The sequence below is a fragment of the Mesorhizobium sp. M1312 genome, from assembly GCF_040318115.1.
In the GTDB taxonomy this organism is placed as follows: Bacteria; Pseudomonadota; Alphaproteobacteria; order Rhizobiales; family Rhizobiaceae; genus Mesorhizobium.
The window spans coordinates 1-17522 of record NZ_JAMYLQ010000058.1 but is presented as its reverse complement, the minus strand read 5'-3'; the positions used below and the strand labels follow the sequence as shown (position 1 = coordinate 17522).

At 58.5% G+C, this 17522-nt stretch carries 9 protein-coding genes, 4 pseudogenes and 1 riboswitch; of the genes and pseudogenes, 7 read left to right on the top strand and 6 right to left on the bottom strand.

Translation table 11 applies throughout. The annotated features are described in order from the left end of the window. The 3 genes and pseudogenes from NKH36_RS33535 to pdxR form a co-directional block, all read right to left on the bottom strand. Window positions 1–388, bottom strand: a 388-nt coding sequence (locus tag NKH36_RS33535; protein WP_352966053.1) for a B3/B4 domain-containing protein, incomplete at its 3' end; no start/stop codon positions are given. A 218-nt stretch (window positions 389–606) separates the two neighbouring features. Continuing rightward, window positions 607–684 (bottom strand): annotated as a pseudogene (locus tag NKH36_RS33530) (MOSC domain-containing protein); the annotation flags it as partial. Window positions 685–847: 163 nt separating this feature from the next. Beyond that, window positions 848–2343 (bottom strand): annotated as a pseudogene (gene pdxR / locus NKH36_RS33525) (MocR-like pyridoxine biosynthesis transcription factor PdxR). 82 nt (window positions 2344–2425) lie between these two features. On the opposite strand from pdxR, the gene NKH36_RS33520 reads away from it, so the two are divergent. From NKH36_RS33520 to NKH36_RS33510, 3 genes are read left to right on the top strand one after another with little or no spacing between them, the layout of a single operon-like run. Continuing rightward, entirely contained in the window at window positions 2426–3658 is a 1233-nt protein-coding gene (locus tag NKH36_RS33520) for a trans-sulfuration enzyme family protein (RefSeq protein WP_352966052.1), read from the top strand. A 52-nt stretch (window positions 3659–3710) separates the two neighbouring features. Continuing rightward, on the top strand, window positions 3711–4613 hold the full coding sequence (locus tag NKH36_RS33515; protein ID WP_352966051.1) for a dihydrodipicolinate synthase family protein: 903 nt from the start codon (window positions 3711–3713) through the stop codon (window positions 4611–4613). A gap of 34 nt (window positions 4614–4647) precedes the next feature. Further along, window positions 4648–5292 carry an FMN-binding negative transcriptional regulator gene (locus NKH36_RS33510; RefSeq protein WP_352966050.1) on the top strand — a complete coding sequence of 215 codons (645 nt, stop codon included), beginning with the start codon at window positions 4648–4650 and terminating at the stop codon, window positions 5290–5292. A 236-nt stretch (window positions 5293–5528) separates the two neighbouring features. On the opposite strand, the pseudogene metE reads toward NKH36_RS33510, so the two are convergent. Continuing rightward, window positions 5529–7873, bottom strand: a pseudogene (gene metE / locus NKH36_RS33505) (5-methyltetrahydropteroyltriglutamate--homocysteine S-methyltransferase). Between the two features lie 94 nt (window positions 7874–7967). Further along, window positions 7968–8167: riboswitch (cobalamin riboswitch) on the bottom strand. 489 nt (window positions 8168–8656) lie between these two features. Further along, a pseudogene (locus tag NKH36_RS33500) lies at window positions 8657–10283 on the bottom strand (MFS transporter). Between the two features lie 620 nt (window positions 10284–10903). Between NKH36_RS33500 and NKH36_RS33495 the strand changes: the two are divergent. Next, window positions 10904–11251, top strand: coding sequence for a transposase (locus tag NKH36_RS33495; protein ID WP_352966049.1), 348 nt, complete (start codon window positions 10904–10906; stop codon window positions 11249–11251). Window positions 11252–11283: 32 nt separating this feature from the next. Here NKH36_RS33495 and NKH36_RS33490 read toward each other — a convergent pair whose 3' ends face one another. Beyond that, window positions 11284–12276, bottom strand: a complete 993-nt coding sequence (locus NKH36_RS33490) for an adenosine kinase (protein WP_352966056.1) — start codon at window positions 12274–12276, stop codon at window positions 11284–11286. A 31-nt stretch (window positions 12277–12307) separates the two neighbouring features. On the opposite strand from NKH36_RS33490, the gene NKH36_RS33485 reads away from it, so the two are divergent. The 3 genes from NKH36_RS33485 to NKH36_RS33475 all read left to right on the top strand — a co-directional run bounded on the left by NKH36_RS33485 (window position 12308) and on the right by NKH36_RS33475 (window position 16135). Beyond that, on the top strand, window positions 12308–12658 hold the full coding sequence (locus NKH36_RS33485) for an ATP-binding protein (protein WP_352966048.1): 351 nt from the start codon (window positions 12308–12310) through the stop codon (window positions 12656–12658). Window positions 12659–13568: 910 nt separating this feature from the next. Further along, complete coding sequence (locus NKH36_RS33480; RefSeq protein WP_352966047.1) at window positions 13569–14618, top strand: protein kinase domain-containing protein; 1050 nt, start codon at window positions 13569–13571, stop codon at window positions 14616–14618. Further along, window positions 14615–16135 carry a tetratricopeptide repeat protein gene (locus NKH36_RS33475; RefSeq protein ID WP_352966045.1) on the top strand — a complete coding sequence of 507 codons (1521 nt, stop codon included), beginning with the start codon at window positions 14615–14617 and terminating at the stop codon, window positions 16133–16135. The genes NKH36_RS33480 and NKH36_RS33475 overlap by 4 nt, the downstream gene beginning before the upstream one ends. The last annotated feature ends 1387 nt before the right edge of the window (window positions 16136–17522 follow it).

Sequence of the window (17522 nt, the reverse complement as noted above, 5' to 3'; positions counted from 1 at the left end):
AAAGTCTCGGGACCCCTTGGTAGAGATCGAGATCCTCCCCGCCAATCGGAACGCCATACAACACGCTGACGGCATTGTAGGCATCAACCAGTGGGGATATCCGCGGGAGAGAGCCATCTTTCCGCACCCGCTTGAGAAGCGCGGCGGCCGAGCACGGCGTTCGATTGGCTTTTGTGCCGAAAGCCTCGTAGGCAACGGCCCACGCCGCAAGATGCGCGTCCCTTTGGGCGTCATCGCGAAGCGCGGCCTGTTCCGCCGCCGCGATCGTGTCGTTCAACGCCTGTGCATCCGGCACGTCGATTTCAGCGTGCCGCACCACAATGCTGATCAGATGAAAATCCGGGTAGCGGGCCTTGATCTCGGGGGCAATCAATGGCGTGAAAGACATGGGATGCTCTATTCTCATGGGGAGGCTTTGCGCTGCGGGTCGTTCGGGACCTGTATGAAGAAAGGTGCTTGTCGAGCGTCTAGATCTTCTGGCATCGGCATGGTGCATGCCGCACCATGCGCTGGATAATTCCATCATTCGGCCGTGGACAAGGCCTGGTAGAGATCGTCGATTATCTATTGCGGGTGCTCGAGCCCGCCTCGGCCGGCAACAAGCTACGTCTCCGCCAGATCCTCCATTTCATAGCAGGCAGCGGGCGCGATATGGATGTGAAGCAGCTTTCCTTGCCGGCTCATGCATCGCTCTCGGAAATTCGTCTCGCACGAAAATCTGCCGCCAAACTGGCCTGATCAACAGCACCAGTTGCGCGGCGTTTTCCCAGTCCAGTTGGCTTTGCAAACGAAATGCGGTTCAGCCCAAGGGTCGGTTTCCTCGCCAGCACGCCACGTCCCCGCCGTTCTAGCCACCGTGTCCCGGCATCGCGTCTTGCACCTGCTTGACAACCGCTCGCAGGACCTCAACGCCCTTCCCGATCTGCCTAATGCTCAAGGCGGCGTAGCCCATGACAAGACCGACGCGATCGGTGCGGCCTTCGTCCAATGTCCGCTCGTAGAGCGGCGAGATCAGGTGTAGCCCCAGGCCCGCACGTCGGGCGGCTTCGACCAGTGCCGTTTCCTGCGATCGTGGCAGGTCGTTGAACCAAACGGCGACGTGCAGAGCGGCCTCTGCTCCCTGGACAGCGATGCGATCGCCGAAGCTGTGCCGCAAGGCACCCAACAACGTTTCCCGACGCTCGCCGTTCAGCCTGCGCACACGGCGCACATGGCTTTCGTAGCCGCCGCTCTCGATCAAAGATGCAAGCGCTTCCTGTTCAGCGACCGGCGAATGCCGGTCCGCGAATTGTTTGGCGGTAGCGAAGACCTCCTGCAATTCCGTCGGGACGACGAGGTAGCCGATACGCAGCATCGGCGAGAGCGTTTTGGAGATCGTGCCGAGGTAGATGACAGCCCCGTGATCCTCAAGACTGTGCAGCGGAGGGACCGGATTGATGTCGTAGCGATATTCGCTGTCGTAGTCGTCCTCGATCACATAGGCGTCGTTGTGCCGCGCCCATTCCAGAAGCTGATGGCGGCGTGCGATCGGCATGACGCCGCCCAGCGGAAACTGATGCGATGGCGTGACATAGGCCAGTTTTGCCCCGATCCCCGCCAGCAACTCCGTCTTCATCCCGCCCTCGTCGACGGGGACCGGGACGGGCGAGGCACCCGTACTGGCAAAGACCTGACGCGCCATCCTATAGCACGGGTCCTCGATGACGAAGCGGTCGGCGGGATCGACAAGCAGGCGAGCGCACAGATCGAGGCCCTGCTGCGAACCGTTGACGATGATGATCTGCTCGAGGTCGCAGCTCAGGGTTCGGGCGCGCCAGAGATAGCCCTGGAGTGCCTGGCGCAGCCGGCGCGAGCCGCGAGGATCGTCATAGGCAAGACGCAACGGGCGCTGCGCCATCGCCTCGTTCATCGCGCGTTTCCAGATCAATGCAGGGAAATCCGACGGCGCCAGGTCGCCATAGCGGAAATCGACCTTCAGCCCAGTCGGCAGATAATCCGGCCAGGGCGGCATAACGCGCAGTCGTCCCCCATAGGCGGACAGATCAACCGGGCCGACCCGTTTCGCGGAAATGCGGCTTGTCTCAGGGCCGATCAGCGAAGACACGACGCGAGGTCGTGCGCCTTGACGGACTCGATGAAACCTTCCGCAGCCAGTTGCTCATAGGCGACCGTCACCGTCGTTCGCGAAACCCCAAGGTCATTTGCGAGGCCTCGGGAGGACGGCAGCTGACTGCCGGTTTCGTAGACACTTCCGAGGATCTGCTCGCGAAGAGCCTCGTAGATCTGGCGTGCACCCATCGCGTGCGAGCGACCTGCAGAACCGGCACTTGAAGACTGGACCATTTCATTCATCGCCAACTGGATATTTCACATTGGCCAGTTTGCCGTCAATCTTTCGGAACCCAAGAAAGATCTCAGAGGCCGAATGACCCGCTCCCATCAATCCGAAACCGATGCTCCAACTGGGTCGCTCAACCACACCGGTCCCGGATTTGCCACCCGGGCGATCCATCATGGCTACGATCCGGCCCGCTTTTCCAATGCCGTCCAGCCGCCAGTGTTCCTGACGTCAACCTATGGATTCGAAAGCGTGGCAGCAAACGAGGCGGCCGCCACCCTTGGTGGACGGCTCTATGCGCGCGAATACAATCCGACGACGGAGATCCTCGAGCAGCGGCTCGCCAACCTGGAAGGAGCCGAGGCGGGGCTGGTTGTTGCCTCGGGGATGGCGGCTTTCGGGACGCTGATGCTGTCGCTCCTGTCCCAAGGGGATGAACTCATCGTCCACAGGACGCTTTATGCGAACACGCTTGCCATGGTCGAACAGGCGGTCCCCCGCTTCGGCATCAAGGTCATCGCGGTCGACCTGTCCGATCCTCACAATCTCGATGCCGCGATTACCGAGCGGACCCGGCTTGTTTTCTTCGAGACGCCGGTGAATCCGCTGAGCCGCATCCTCCACATCGCTGCCATTGCCGAGCGCGCCCACGCGCTCGGTGTAAAGGTTGCAGTCGACAGCACCTTCGCCTCCCCCGCGCTCCAGCGGCCGCTCGAACATGGGGCAGACCTCGTGCTCCACTCACTGACTAAATACATCAATGGGCACGGCGATGCCCTTGGCGGGGCGATTCTCGGCGACGCGCAAACGCTCCGCACGCTGCACGAAACGGGCCTGCGCTACATCACCGGCGCAGCGCTCTCGCCCATGTCAGCCTTCCTGATCCTGCGCGGTCTGAAGACGCTCACGCTGCGCATGGAACGGCACAGCGCCACGGCCCTTGCGGTGGCTCAGGCGCTCGAGGCGCACCCGGCGGTGGCATGGGTGAGTTATCCCTTCCTCGACTCGCACCCTGATCAGGTGACGGCGCGAAAGCAGATGTCCCAAGGGTCGGGGATGTTGGCCTTTGGCCTCCACGCTGGGTTCGAGGGCGCGCGCCGGATGATGGACCGGCTCAACCTGATCACCCGGGCTATCAGCCTCGGTGATGCCGACAGCCTCATCTATCATCCGGCAAGCCTGACCCGTGCTCGTCAGCCGATCCGCAAGGATGCGCACCTGGCCGATGGAGTCGGCGAGGACCTCATGCGTCTCTCGGTGGGTCTTGAGGACGCCGATGACCTAATCGCCGACCTGCGCCGGGCTCTGGACGCCTTGTGATGGCCTGTCGCCCGGCCAGTCCTGCGCTCACGCACAAACCTGGAGCCTTGCCATGGCATTCCTGAGCGGTCTTTCCGCGTTTCCCATCACGCCGACCGATCGTGACGGCCGTGTCGATACCGTTGCTCTGCGCAACCTCATTGCCAGGCTTTGCGCCGCTCAGGTCGATTCCATCGGTCTTCTCGGCAGCACCGGCACCTACATGTATCTGTCGCCCGAGGAACGGCGACGGGCGCTCGCCGAGACCTTAAACGAAACCGCCGGGCGAATGCCGGTCGTGGTGGGTGTGGGCGCGCTGCGCACCGACGAAGCAGTGAGGCTCGCGCAGGACGCCAAGGCCCTTGGAGCTGCCGCGGGGTTGCTTGCCGCCGCCTCTTACACCCCGCTCACTGATGACGAGGTGTTCGAACATTTCTCCACTGTGGCGCGCGAAAGTGGCCTGCCGATCGTCGTCTACGACAATCCAGGAACGACGCATTTCCGTTTCACCCCCGCACTCGTCAGCCGCCTGGCAAAGCTGCGGGGGATCGTTGCTATCAAGAATCCGACAGACAAGGGCGATGCGATCAAGAGCCATCTGGCCGACCAGAGGCGCACTGTGCCGGAAGGGTTCTCGATCGGCTACAGCGGCGACTGGAACGCCGCAGAGGCCCTAATCGCCGGCGCCGACACATGGTACAGCGTCCTCGCCGGCATCCTGCCCGAGGTCTGCGTCAAGATCGTCAGGGCGGCGCAACAGGGCGATGCGGCCGAAGCGCGACGGATCGATGCCACGCTTGCGCCGCTCTGGAGCCTCTTCAAGGAGTTCTCGAGCCTTCGCGTCGTCTTTGCACTTGCCGAATTGCTCGACATTTGCCGTGCCGACCCCCCGCGTCCCATCCTGCCTCTGCCCTCAGCAGCGAAGCGCCAGATCGCCGCCGCGTTGGAACGCTTGCCATCGGATGTCAACCGGTGAACAGCGAAGCCGGCGGCCAGTGAAGGAACCTGTCATGTATTTACCCGCGCATTTCGATGAACCGAGCCGAGAAGTCCTTTACGAACTGATCGAGAACAACGCACTTGGTGTGCTGATAACCCATGGCCGGAGCGGTCTCGACGCCAATCACATCCCCTTCCAACTCGACACGTCACAGGGACAAAACGGTACCCTTCGCTGCCACGTCGCACGCAACAATCCAGTTTGGCAGGACCTGACGACCGGCGATGAGGTGCTCGTGGTGTTCCGCGCCGCCGACGCCTACATTTCGCCGCAGTGGTATCCGAGCAAGCAGGAGTTCCAGAAGCAGGTGCCGACCTGGAACTACCTCGTCGCACATGCATATGGATGGATCACAATCCACGACGACGAACGCTATGTCCGCCGCAATGTCGCCAAACTGACCCACAGGCACGAGGCGACCCAGCCTGTCCCGTGGAAGATGGGTAACGCGCCGAAGGACTTCATCGACACTATGGTCAAGGCGATCATCGGCCTGGAGATCGAGATCACCCGCCTTGTAGGCAAAGCCAAGCTCAGCCAGAACAAGGAGGCACGTGATATCTGCAATGCCGGCGAAATGCTGAACGCCCAAGGCGACCGCCGCGTCGGTCAGGCGATGCTTGCAGCCGCCGCCCGGAAGCCCAAACAAGGCTGAAGAGCGTGGCCCATCGCACTTTGATGAATGTCAGCAAAGCTTACCCTGGATGGTGCTGCGAAAAGCCGAGCGAACGATAAACGCCTGGCACACGAAATTGCACGTGCCGAAGGAAAGTGCACATTCTCGCTCGAGTGACTTATTTCAAAGGATGTGATCGCGTTTTGGCACATTCACGGCCCACATGCGGCAGCCGGTAACTCATCCCATGGTGAGCAACCAGGAAACCCTCCGGCCTACACTTTCTCCCGGAGCGCGCGTGCTGCAGCAACCATGTTCATGAGGGCAGGGCGGACCTCCTCCCATTTGCGTGTTTTGAGGCCACAGTCCGGGTTTACCCACAGTTGGGCATCCGACAGTCGCTCGCGGGCAAGCATGATGAGATCCGAAATCTCGCCGACTTCCGGGACGCGTGGTGAGTGAATGTCATAGACTCCGGGACCGATTTCGTTCGGATATTTGGAGCTCGTGAAGGCGTCCAGCAGTTCCATTTTCGAGCGCGACGTCTCAATCGAAATGACATCCGCATCCATTTCAGCGATCGCGTCGATGATCTCGTTGAACTCCGAATAGCACATGTGGGTATGGATTTGAGTCGAGTCCTTTACACCCGTTGAAGCGATCCGGAAGCATTCGACAGTCCAGTCGAGATAGACTTTCCAGTCAGATTTGCGCAGTGGCAATCCTTCGCGAAACGCGGCCTCGTCGATCTGGATCATCCTTGCGCCGGACCATTCGAGATCCGTCACTTCGTCGCGGATGGCGAGCGCGATCTGGCGGCATGCTTCGGAGCGGGGTACGTCGTCGCGAACAAAAGACCAGTTGAGAATGGTCACTGGGCCTGTGAGCATTCCCTTCACAGGGTTTTCCGTAAGCGACTGGGCGAATTGCCACCAGCGCAGCGTCATCGGATTGGGCCTCGATACGTCGCCGAAGATGATGGGGGGGCGCACGTAACGCGACCCATAGCTCTGCACCCAGGCATGCTGGGTGAAGGCGAAGCCGGACAGCTGCTCGCCGAAATGCTGTACCATGTCGTACGTTCGAACTCACCGTGCACCAGCACGTCCAGCCCGATCTCTTCCTGCCAGCGAATTGCAGCCTCGATCTCCTTCTTCATGAAGGTCTCGTAGTCGACATAGCTCAGCTGGCCCTTCGCATGAGCGGCCCGCGCCCTGCGTACCTGCGGCGTCTGCGGGAAGGACCCGATGGTCGTCGTCGGGAACGGCGGCAGCCCGAGCGTGCCGGCCTGGACTCTGGAGCGCTCGGCAAAAGCGCTCTCTCGTCGCTTCATGCTGTCGTCAATGCTGGCGATCCGCCGCTCAACAAGCGGGTCATGGATCTTCGTGGATGTCAGGAGAGTGGCGGCGGCCTCGGCAGACGCTTTCAACGCGCCCGCCACCGCATCCCTGCCTTGGGACAGGGCCCGGGCCAGCAAGACCAGCTCGTCGGTCTTCTGGGCCGCGAAGGCGAGCCACGACCTGATGTCCGCCTCGAGTTCCGTCTCCATGCGCAGGTCGATCGGCACATGCAGCATCGAGCAGGAAGGCGCGATCTCGACGCGGTCCAAGGGCCAGCCGGCGACGATCGGTTTGATGCGGTCGAGAATGGCGGGCAGGTTCGCACGCCAGACGTTGCGGCCATCGATCAAGCCAAGCGAGACCACCAGATCCTTCGGAGCGAGCCGACCCACCGTTTCCAGCTGCTCGGGAGCGCGCACGAGATCAATATGCAGCCCGGCCAGGGGCAGAGAAACCGCGGTTTCGAGATTGTCTCCCAGCGGCCCGAAATAGGTAGCCAGCATGATCTTCAGCTCGGGCGCGGCTTTTGACAGCTGGCCATAGGCGTATTCGAACGCAGCTCGTTCGTTCGGGTTCAGATCGAGGACAAGCGCTGGCTCATCGATCTGCACCCAATCGGCACCCGATAGCTTCAAGCTCCGCAGGAGTTGCGCGTAGACGGGCAGAAGCCGTGGTAGGAGCGCGATGGGATCGAAGCCTTCCGTAGGCGATTTCGCCAGCTTGAGGAAGGTGATCGGTCCAAGCATGACTGGGCGTGTGTGAATGCCGAGGGCTTTAGCCTCGAGGAAGTAATCAACCGGCTTCGTCGACGAAAGGGCGAACGTCTGATAATCGTCTAGTTCCGGCACAATGTAGTGATAGTTGGTGTCAAACCACTTGGTCATTTCCATCGCGGTTACACTAGGCCCACGAGCCGCGGGCTGGTGACCAGCGTGTCCACAATCCTCCGTCTGACCTTGGTTGCCGCGCGCCATGGCGAAGTAAATGTCGAGTGGGACCTCGCCGCCATTCCAGGCGTAACGGGCTGGCACGGCGCCGACCATGACTGCGGTGTCGAGCACATGATCGTAGAGCGAGAAGTCGTTCGACGGGATTTTCGACACGCCGCGATCGCGCTGCTCCTCCCAGCTGGCGGCACGCAGCGCCTTCGCAGTGGTGAGAAGGTCGCCAGCGGAAGATTTTCCGGACCAGTAGCTTTCAAGCGCGAATTTCAGTTCTCGCTTACGACCGAAGCGCGGCACGCCGAGCGTTGCTACAGGAATTTGCTGAGAGACAGTCATGCCAACCCCGATGGTTGGGGCGTCGGTGACAAGGAAGGCGCTAGCAGGCCGGCACGAACGCCAGGCTGCAGCGGCCACCGAGACACCCCGCCCGTGGACGTAACTCGCCGTGGCAGGTCTCCTGGCTCGCGGGTCATAGCTTCTACCCGTCTTCCCAAGGCTATTCGCCTCAGTGACACGAGTGGAGTTGGCTCGCCGCTAACAGTTGCGGGGGCAGCGCCGGCATCGCACCGGCTTCCCTCTTAGCTCCGCTGCGGCAGCGCCGTACGGAGAACCACGACATGGGAGACAATTACAGCAGTTCGCTTCCTTGTCAACGTCGCATAAAGAAATGTTTATGTCGTTATGTTAAATTCCGGTTGCATTTTTCCCAAAGGTCGTCTCGAAAGCGAAGACTGTGGGAGCCTTGAGCGGCCGGTAAATCAAAGCAATGACGCACAGCGGTCCAGGAGGATAGGAGTTCGTCGGCTGCCGGCGGCAACCATACCGCTAAGCGCCGTGGTGCTGCTTCCCGCATCATGCGAACGCCACGGCGTCGAACTTCGTTCCGAGGTTCCGACCGCTTCTTTGGTGATCTGCTCGCGACTATATTCGGCTCAATGGCGAGGCTGTTGCCCATGTGGAAGGTGTTGGCCGTGATGCCCTCGGTGATACGACACAACGACTTCGAGGGGAGCACCCCCGCTGCAGCGGCGTGTTGCGAAGTGATCGAGGCCAATGTCTCGAACTGCTTGTTCGCAGCCCACCGGCTCAACGGAACCCGGCTTAAACCACCGGGCCAGCTCAAGTCCTGTCCAAATGAGGCCTGAGCGGCAAATCGTCGTGCACGCGCACGGTTTGGCGTTCGATCTTGTGATGCGTCTTGGGCGGGCAATCGCCACGGTGCAGCGCTTCCAGGCGCGCAACGATTTCGGTCATCCCGGGTCTGCCTATTGTTGTGGCGAACATACTCGACCCAGGTTGGCACATGATAGCACTCGGTCCATAGTTCGGGCTTTTCCAGGTCACGCAGCAACGCCCATTGTCTGGCGCCATCTCGCAGCCGGGCTTTTCGCCACGATGTCATCACACTGAGAAATTCTGGGACATCTCTCTGATCGATACGATAATCGACCATCACCATGATCGGACCGCTTCGTGGCCGCAGGTCAAGTTGCAGCGTCGGTTCGCTGAACTTGTTGGTCGGATCCAGATTGAGCGTTTCGAAATCCGGCTGAGGCAGAACGATCCCCATCAGTCCACCAATCACAAGAACCACGCTGGCCACGAGGAAGGCTCCCGAAACACCTTGGACATCCGCCAGTTCGCCCCAAAGCCAGCTTCCCGCCGCCATGCCGCCGTATGTGGCCGTCTGATAGAGAGACAGGGCGCGTCCAACCACCCACCGCGGCGCCGAAAGCTGCACTGTGACGTTAAACAGCGAGAATGATTGAATCCAAGCCGCACCGGCCGGCATGAGGAGGAGACAGCTCAGCCAAACGTGCTCACTCCATGCCAGAAAGAAGCAGCTGATCGCCAATATAAAGAACGCACCGCGAATGACCCATTCGTTGGAGAGAACTTCTCGGACCCGCCCGATGAGGAGCGCGCCGCAAATCGCTCCCAGGCCGAAGAAGCCGAGCATCACGCCGTAGGTGACTGCGGTCCCTTTGATCTGTTCGCGCGCAACCAACGGCAGGAGAGCCAAAATGACAACGGCGGTGAGGCCGAAAATGAAACTCCGGCACATCACCTTGAGAAGGTTCGGCGACAAGAGCACGTAACGGAAGCCCGCCGCCATCGCACTGCCGAAAGCCTCCCGCGGCAGCGCTTGTCGTGCCCGTACGGCTTTCCACCGCAACAGCGCAGTGATCAGAGCGAAGTAGCAAAAGACGTTGAAGAGGAACGCGAAGGCCGCACCCGCTGTGGCCACGATTATGCCGCCAATCGCCGGCCCGATGCTGCGCATGAGATTGTAGCTCATGCCGTTGAGCGCAACCGCGCTCGGCAGGTGTTCGCGAGGCAGGATATCTCCCATCGAGGCTTGCCAAGAGGGATCGTGCAATGCCCAACCACAGCCGATCAAGAAGGTGAGACCCAGAAGGGTCCAGGGTGTCATTTCCCCCGCATAGGTCAGGAACGCCAGGAAGGCGGATACGCAGACCATCAGCAGTTGCGCAGTCAACATGATCCGGCGACGATCAAAGTTGTCCGCGAGCGCTCCCGCCGCGAGCGAGAAGATCATGTAGGGGAGGGTGGTCGATGACTGGACGAGCGCCACCATTCCATGGGAGGTGGTGATGCTCGTCATCAGCCAAGCCGCCGCCACACCTTCCACAAGGGTGCCAAGGTTCGAAACGAGTGCAGCCGACCATAGCGAACGGAAGGTCTTGTGCTGAAAAGGAACGAGTGAAGATGTTCTCTTCGCCATTGTGGGAAGCTTCGGGATCGACCGCGGGGCTGGATTTGTTTCGCCTCACTCAACCATGGCCTCGCCGTACAAGCCAAGCAGCCACAGTGGCGCGCCTGCTAACCCAGAAAACTTGGCGGCCTAACAGGCATGCGCAGGACGCGCGAAGCCGCTCAAATCTCCCCAGATGGGTCAGCCATCGAAGACCGGCATCACTTGCCCGTTGAGCGGCTATACGATAATGCTCCGCGCTAAGCAGGAAGCGCCAAAAATTCGAGCGGCGACTTCATTCTTCTATTCAGGAAGGAACTATGAGGCGGCAGACGCGACCATTCACCGTGGAAGTCAAACAAAAGCGCAATTATCAAAAATCCGCACGTTCCATCTGGGGCAATTTCGACATCGCCGCGGCGATGGCCGAGACAACAAAGGAAGTCGAGCCGTTAAATCGTCAGCTTGTTGACTCTACTGTCGTGGCCCCTGATGCTGAACCTTTGCACAAACCGCGAGTGGAGCATTTCATGGCCAATCCCCTGGAAACCGAGTCAGCAGTAGTTCATAGCGAACCGGCAGCCAAAGCGGAAACGCCAAAACCGAAGACGAGAGCGCGGCGGTCGAGGAAGCCAGGAGCTGAGGCGAGCGTGCCTGCCCGCAAGAACGGCGCCAAGCCGACATCCGCGACCACTGAAGCACCGCCGTCAGCGCGAACAGGCCGAAAGAGCTACTCCGCGAAGGAGCGTGCCCAGAAGCTGGCCCAGATCGAGACCTCGATCGGCGGCGGCGCTACTCTCAAGAGCGCGGTGAAGCAAGCCGGCATCTCGGAACAGACATATTATCTTTGGAAGAAGGCGGCGGCGCCTGCGGCGGACACTGACGGGCTGAAGGATCTCGTCGCGCTCGAGGAAGAAAACAAGCGGCTAAAGAGCCTGCTTGCCGATCGTCTCCGCAAGGAGAATGCGGAACTGAAGAAAAGGCTTGGGCTGGATTAAGGAGGGTTGGCCGCTGGTTCTTGGCTCGCCACCTACAGCAATCCCGCCTCCTGCGCCTCGCGACGCAGGTTCTGCCTCGGCCTTGGACCGATCTGCTGGATGACCAGCCCGGCCGCCAGCGAGCCGAGATCGCCGCAATGCTTCAGGCTGCGCCCTTGCGTGTAGCCGTAGAGGAAACCGGCGGCATAGAGGTCGCCGGCGCCCGTGGTGTCGACCAGTTCCCGGATTTTGGTCGCCTCGACGGTGACGGTCTCGTCGCCGCGCACGATCACCGAGCCCATTTCCGAGCGGGTGACGGCGGCGATCTTGCAATCCTTGCGGATCTGGGCCAGCGCTTCGTCGAAGGAGGCGGTCTGGTAGAGCGCCTTGATCTCGTGGCTGTTGGCAAAGACGATGTCGACGGTGCCCGAGCGCATCAGGTGCAAAAATTCGTCGCGGTAGCGGTCGACGCAGAATGAATCCGACAGCGTCATCGACACTTCGCGCCCGGCGGCATGGGCGAGCTTCGCCGTCTGCCGGAACGCTTCCTTGGCGCGCGGCGGGTCCCACAGATAGCCCTCGAAATAGGTGACGGCGGCGCCCGACGCCTTGTCGGCCTCGACGTCCTCCGGGCCGAGTTCGACGCAAGCGCCGAGATAGGTGTTCATCGAGCGCTCGCCGTCGGGCGTGACGAAGATCATCGAGCGCGCCGTCGGCGGTTCGCCATTGAGCGGCTTGGTGTCGAAGGCGACGCCCTGGGCATGCATGTCATGCGCGTAGATCTCGCCGAGCGTATCGTTCGAGACCTTGCCGAAGAAGGCGGCGCGACCGCCGAAGCTGGCGACACCCGCCGCCGTATTGCCGGCGCTGCCGCCGGAGGCTTCGATGGCCGGGCCCATGCGGCTGTAGAGCAGTTCGGCGCGCCTCGTGTCGATCAAATTCATCGCGCCCTTGATGATGCCGTTGGTCTCGAGGAAGGCCTCGTCGCATTGGGCGATGATGTCGACAATGGCATTGCCGATGCAAAGCACGTCATAGTCCGGCATTGCGCGAGAGGGACGCAAATTTGGCCTCGGCTTGGTCCTGTCGTCGCAACGACCTTCTGAGCTTTCGCCTACTGTCTTGGCGCAGTGTAATAGCTTCCTTCTTCATCGGATCGTCAATGACATCGATCAGGGACTTGTTCGAAAACTGGTTCCAGATGCGTTGGGAAATTTGCTCGGTGAACTTCCTATTTTGCCCTCGCAACAAGCAATCCTCCTCGGATGGGCGGCTGCAATTCCGGTTTTAGTGAAAATGCGAGATTTGCCTAAGGCCCATCGGCCACAATCCGATGATCCTGATTTCTGGGACGTGTGGACACATAAAGAAGCCCGCGAGATTGACTGGTTTCGAATAGCAGAAGAATGGCTTAAAGGAGCGTCGTGATCGACAACGAGTTCAGCAGCCTTGGGGGAGTTGTGGGTACACTACTTGCAATTTTCTGCGAAAATAAGCAGAAATTCTTTCAATGCGCGCACAAACTTGAGCTCAAACCCGACGCTGTCCGCAGGGTTCGCGCTTCGCGTTAGCGATATTGCCTCGGAGCGAACTATTTCTACCTACCAGCCGAGCAGGAAGGTTTGGCAGAGACGACCGGGTTTCTGGGTACGAGATCGCGAGCTCTACTCACTGGCCGCACTCGATGAGGCGTACAGTTCTGGAGATATACATCTAAGGAACGTCATCAGGCTAATCTGCTCGGGGGGACCACTTCGCACACAAATATGATCCCGATTTCCCCGTACTCTTGTCAGATGCAGGAGAAGCGGCTTTCAGTGACGTTTCATGTATCAAGCGCTCACCGTGGACAATCTGACCACCACAACGGATGCCCACAATAATTCATATTGGATGTTCGACCCTTGCGAACCTACGCCTCTCGGTATATATATTCAAATATGGATTTAAATAGGGGTTTGAATATGCCGGGTTGGGAGCTCTCTCCCGATAAGCGAGAAAAGATCAGACGCTTGAACGACGCTCTCCTCCCCGTCCGGGACCAGCTCAATCTAGCTCACCTCGCCAGCCTGTTGGCAATTGCGGCAGAGCCCGGATTGTCAGTCAACGATCTCGCGGAGCGGGTGGCCGTTCCGCAACCGTCTGCAAGTCGTTTTGTGTCTGTTCTGATTGGAAGGTATCAAAGCCCAGAGGGTCTCCCACCCATACCGCTGATCGTCCAAGAGGTAAGTACAGTCGATCCACGGCGACGGGCACTTTTCCTTAGTGATCACGGGCAGGAAATCATCCAGGCAATGATGGTCGCTTTCGACCAGCCGGACAAAATAGGGGTAACAGAATGACAGCGTCGTCTAAACTCAAAGATCTAGTTTTGGATGATGGCTGGAAAATAACTAATGCCCTTACAAGGCCAGCAGGAAGCACCGGCGGGATGTTTTCCCATAGTTACTTAGCAGAAAAGGAGGGCCGTATTGCGTTCCTAAAAGCGTTCGATTTTTCCGACGCCTTTAAGCCGGGTGTGGACACGCTACAAGAACTGAACACCATGACGGCATCATATGAGCACGAACGCAGCGTTCTAGAGCATTGCCGTGGGCGACGAATGTCGCACGTGACATTGGCAATTGCTCACGGGCATGTGGCGGTGCCAGGGCTAAGTGCTATGGAAGGTCGCGTCTATTACTTGCTGTTTGAGAAGGCTGACGGCGATATTCGAGTGCAGATGGATGAAGCGGATGCATCCGACGCCGTTTGGTGTATGCGTGCTCTGCGCGATGCCTGCCTGGGCTTGGCTCAAATCCACAGAGAGCGCATCGCGCATCAGGATTTGAAACCGTCAAATGTCCTCTGCTACGGGGAGAAGGGGTTCAAAGTCGCTGACTTCGGGAGGTCCTCGATGGGCGGCAATTCCATTTGGCACGACGACCTCGCATTTCCAGGTGATCGCACCTATGCCCCGATGGAACTGCTGTATGGCCACTTACATCCCGATTTCGTGCCACGCCGCATGGGGTGTGACTTTTACATGCTGGGAAACTTGGCGGCATTTTTGTTCACTGGCACCAATATAACCGGTTCCATTTTGTCTCGACTGGACCCACAACATCATTGGACACGATGGCGATCGGATTACCAGTCGGCTCTGCCATATCTGCAAGAGGGCTTTGCTCGGGCGCTTGAGGAACTCAACGGCCGCCTGCCGATTGAAGTTCGTTCTGAAGTGTTAACGCTGGTAAGAGAATTGTGTAATCCCGACCTGTCTCTCCGTGGAGACCCACGCGCGCTCGGCAAGCACGATCACTATTCTTTGGAAAGATATGTGTCGCGGTTGACCCATGTAGTAAAGGTGCTGGAAATTAAGACGCGCATCGCCAGGCGAGCGGCATGATACCTTCGGTTTGGACCACTAAACGTCGTCTCGTGCCGCGATGGCGAAGTCTCGCCATCACGGTCGCAGCCAGGGAGCTTTCCTCCCCGCCTAAGATGGGAGAAAATCCCGCCCTGGGCATTATCCCTGACAGTCTGATTGAAAAACTGACAATTTGGCGCACTGCTCACGACGTTATTTCGGCGGGTGAACTGGTCGAGGCTGCACTTGTAGAGGCCAAGGAAACTGAGGCGGCGAACGCCGCAAGGTTTCTCCTGTCACCTCAGTCAACCGCTACACTGTCGCTTAAACGCCTGGCGGGGCTTGCCTTAAAGCGAGCCGGTTTCGATAATGAGGTTCCTGCCGCATTGGCTATTCTTCCAGAAGTAGCCAAAAAGGTCTGGCGAGATAGAACGCGCCTGTATCCTCAGAACCCTCTTGGGTGGGTAGAGCTTGCGTTGTTTGACGTGGCGGCGGGCCGTCGCGCTGAAGCTCTCCGCTCAATGCTAATCGCTCTTCAACTGGCACCGAACGACCGTCACGTCCTGCGTTGCGCGTCCCGCCTCTTCCTTCATCTTCATGATCCGGACCGAGCTTACGACCTCATCGCGAAAAACAACGCCACCCCATTGGACCCTTGGCTGATTGCAGCCGAACTTTCAATTGCGGAACTCGCTGAGCGAAAGCCCCGGTACTTTGAGGAAGGTCGGAGGATGGTCGAGCAAGCTCAATTCTATCCCCGGCAGATCACCGAGCTATCGGGAGCTCTTGCCACCCTGGAGCTGGAAGCCGGTCGAAGAAAGAAAGCCAGGGATTTCTTCCGCCACAGTACTATTGACCCGACCGGCAACGCACTGGCTCAGGCTGAGTGGGCATCGCCTGCGTTCGGCGTAGAGATTGTGCCTCCACAGAGCCTCGCAACAGCAACCGAGGCAGATGAGGCAACTGTGTTTCACCTACTCCGCGCAAAGAAATTCGAAGAAGTGTCCGATGCATGTCAACGGTGGTCTGACACCGAGCCATACTCGATTCGACCATTTGAAATCGGTTCTTCAACTGCTGCTATGATCGGCGACTATCAACGTGCCTTGGAGTTCGCTGACAAAGGATTGCTTGTTCGACCGGATGGCGCGGTGTTGTTGAACACCCGTGCGTTTGTTTTGGCAAATCTGGGGAGATTGAAAGAAGCCGAACAATGTCTTCGTAATATAGGGCAGAGCGACGAGAGGGTCTGGTGCATACGGCAAGCAAACATGGGATTGATTGAGATGCGCCGTGGAAATTACGAGGTGGGAATTGCTAACTATCAAGAAGCGGTAGATGGATTTAACAAGGCGCAAAATCCGCAACTTGCTGAGGTGGCGAAGCTCTTCCTTGCCCGTGAAGCCTCGCTAGCGCGGCTGCCTCAAGCCAAAGAGTTGGTTACGGCATCTCGTGAAGGATTGAGAAAACTAAATTTGACTGCTCACGAGCGCGTCCTCAACGAAGCCGAGAACGCTCTAGAAGAGACGGCCAGCCAAGTCGCCAATGAAAGTTAGCGGCCAACTCGGACCAGGCCAGTTCGCAAATGCTCGTAGTTTCATGTCGAGCTGTTGTTGCTTTGCCTGATAACTTAATTAGATTGGACCCTTGGGGGAGTTCGCACATGTCGCAAGCAAGTTTTCCGGCTTTAGAGTATCTAGCCGTGATCGTTTCATCGCTAGAAAAGGTCGGAAAAAAGACCCTTAGTGCAACAAAATTGAAACGGACCTATGGTTTCAATGAAAAACTGTTCTCAGAAGCAATAGAGTACGGAACAAGCAATAAAATTATAAAGCGTCATGATAGAAATTTATATTCGTTTATAAATCAATTTACGATCCGGAAGAGGCCTACTACCCCAGTGTAGAAAATCTTTTAGATAAACTTTGGGTTGGTGAGAAATTTGATAAATCTCAATTCTACATAGAGAGAACAGCGCGAAAGAATTCAAAAATCGCCGGACCGTGGACCCGACCAGACTTCACAATGGTATCTTACAAGAAATTTCCTTGGACCATCGGTTCAGAATTTGACGTGGTCACTTTCGAGGTTAAGAGAGCAGACACATGTAACGTTCTTGCTGTCTTCGAGGCACTCTCTCATGTAAGCGTTGCAACGCGAGCCTACGTAGTATTTCCAAAGAGTGAGGCCGAGTGGGTGAAATCAGACCCGGCTCAAGCCCAGCGGGTCAAAGAGGAGTGTCTCAGACACGGTGTTGGCCTAATTCTTATCGACGATATGAGCGACAATGGGGTACCGGTCCATCTAATTCGAGCTCCTCGCAAGGAAATGGACCATGCACGTTGCAGCAGTTTTTTGGCCGCAGTTCTTTCCGAGGATGGAAAGGATCGCATTGCCCAATGGAAGTAGGTGGTCGCCCCGACCAAAATGGTGCACAATGCTGGTACCTTTTGGTACCTTAATGCTAGAGAAAACCGTTTAAATTCAGGACCCCGTCCACGACCCAAACCATGTTTTCGATAAAACCCTTCGCGTGCACCTTTCTCTTGCAAAGGCAAATGCGAGTGCTGGAATTCAATGACAAGACCATTTTCGGTCATCACATCCGCGATGTGCTTCTCACCTTTCTGATCGTGCCTGATTATTTCCTGCTGTTCCGAAGGAAATTGGTCTTTCCACCCACGGTGCCAAGGGGTTTCCGGCTCCCACCAAGGCTCGCAGCTCCTGTTGCCGTGACGTGCCCAATGCCACACCCTCTGCGTGCCGCACTTTGCTACCATCTGCTGCGAGCAACCCTGACAGTAACCTGCCAATCCAGGTGAGGCCTCGCGCCGCTCGTCATTCACCAATGCGAACCGCGTACGCATCCGGTGAAGATCGCAGACGTGCGTATCCGGCGGCCATGAGCACCTGAGCACAGCGGTGCTGGGGTCAAGCTTTCGA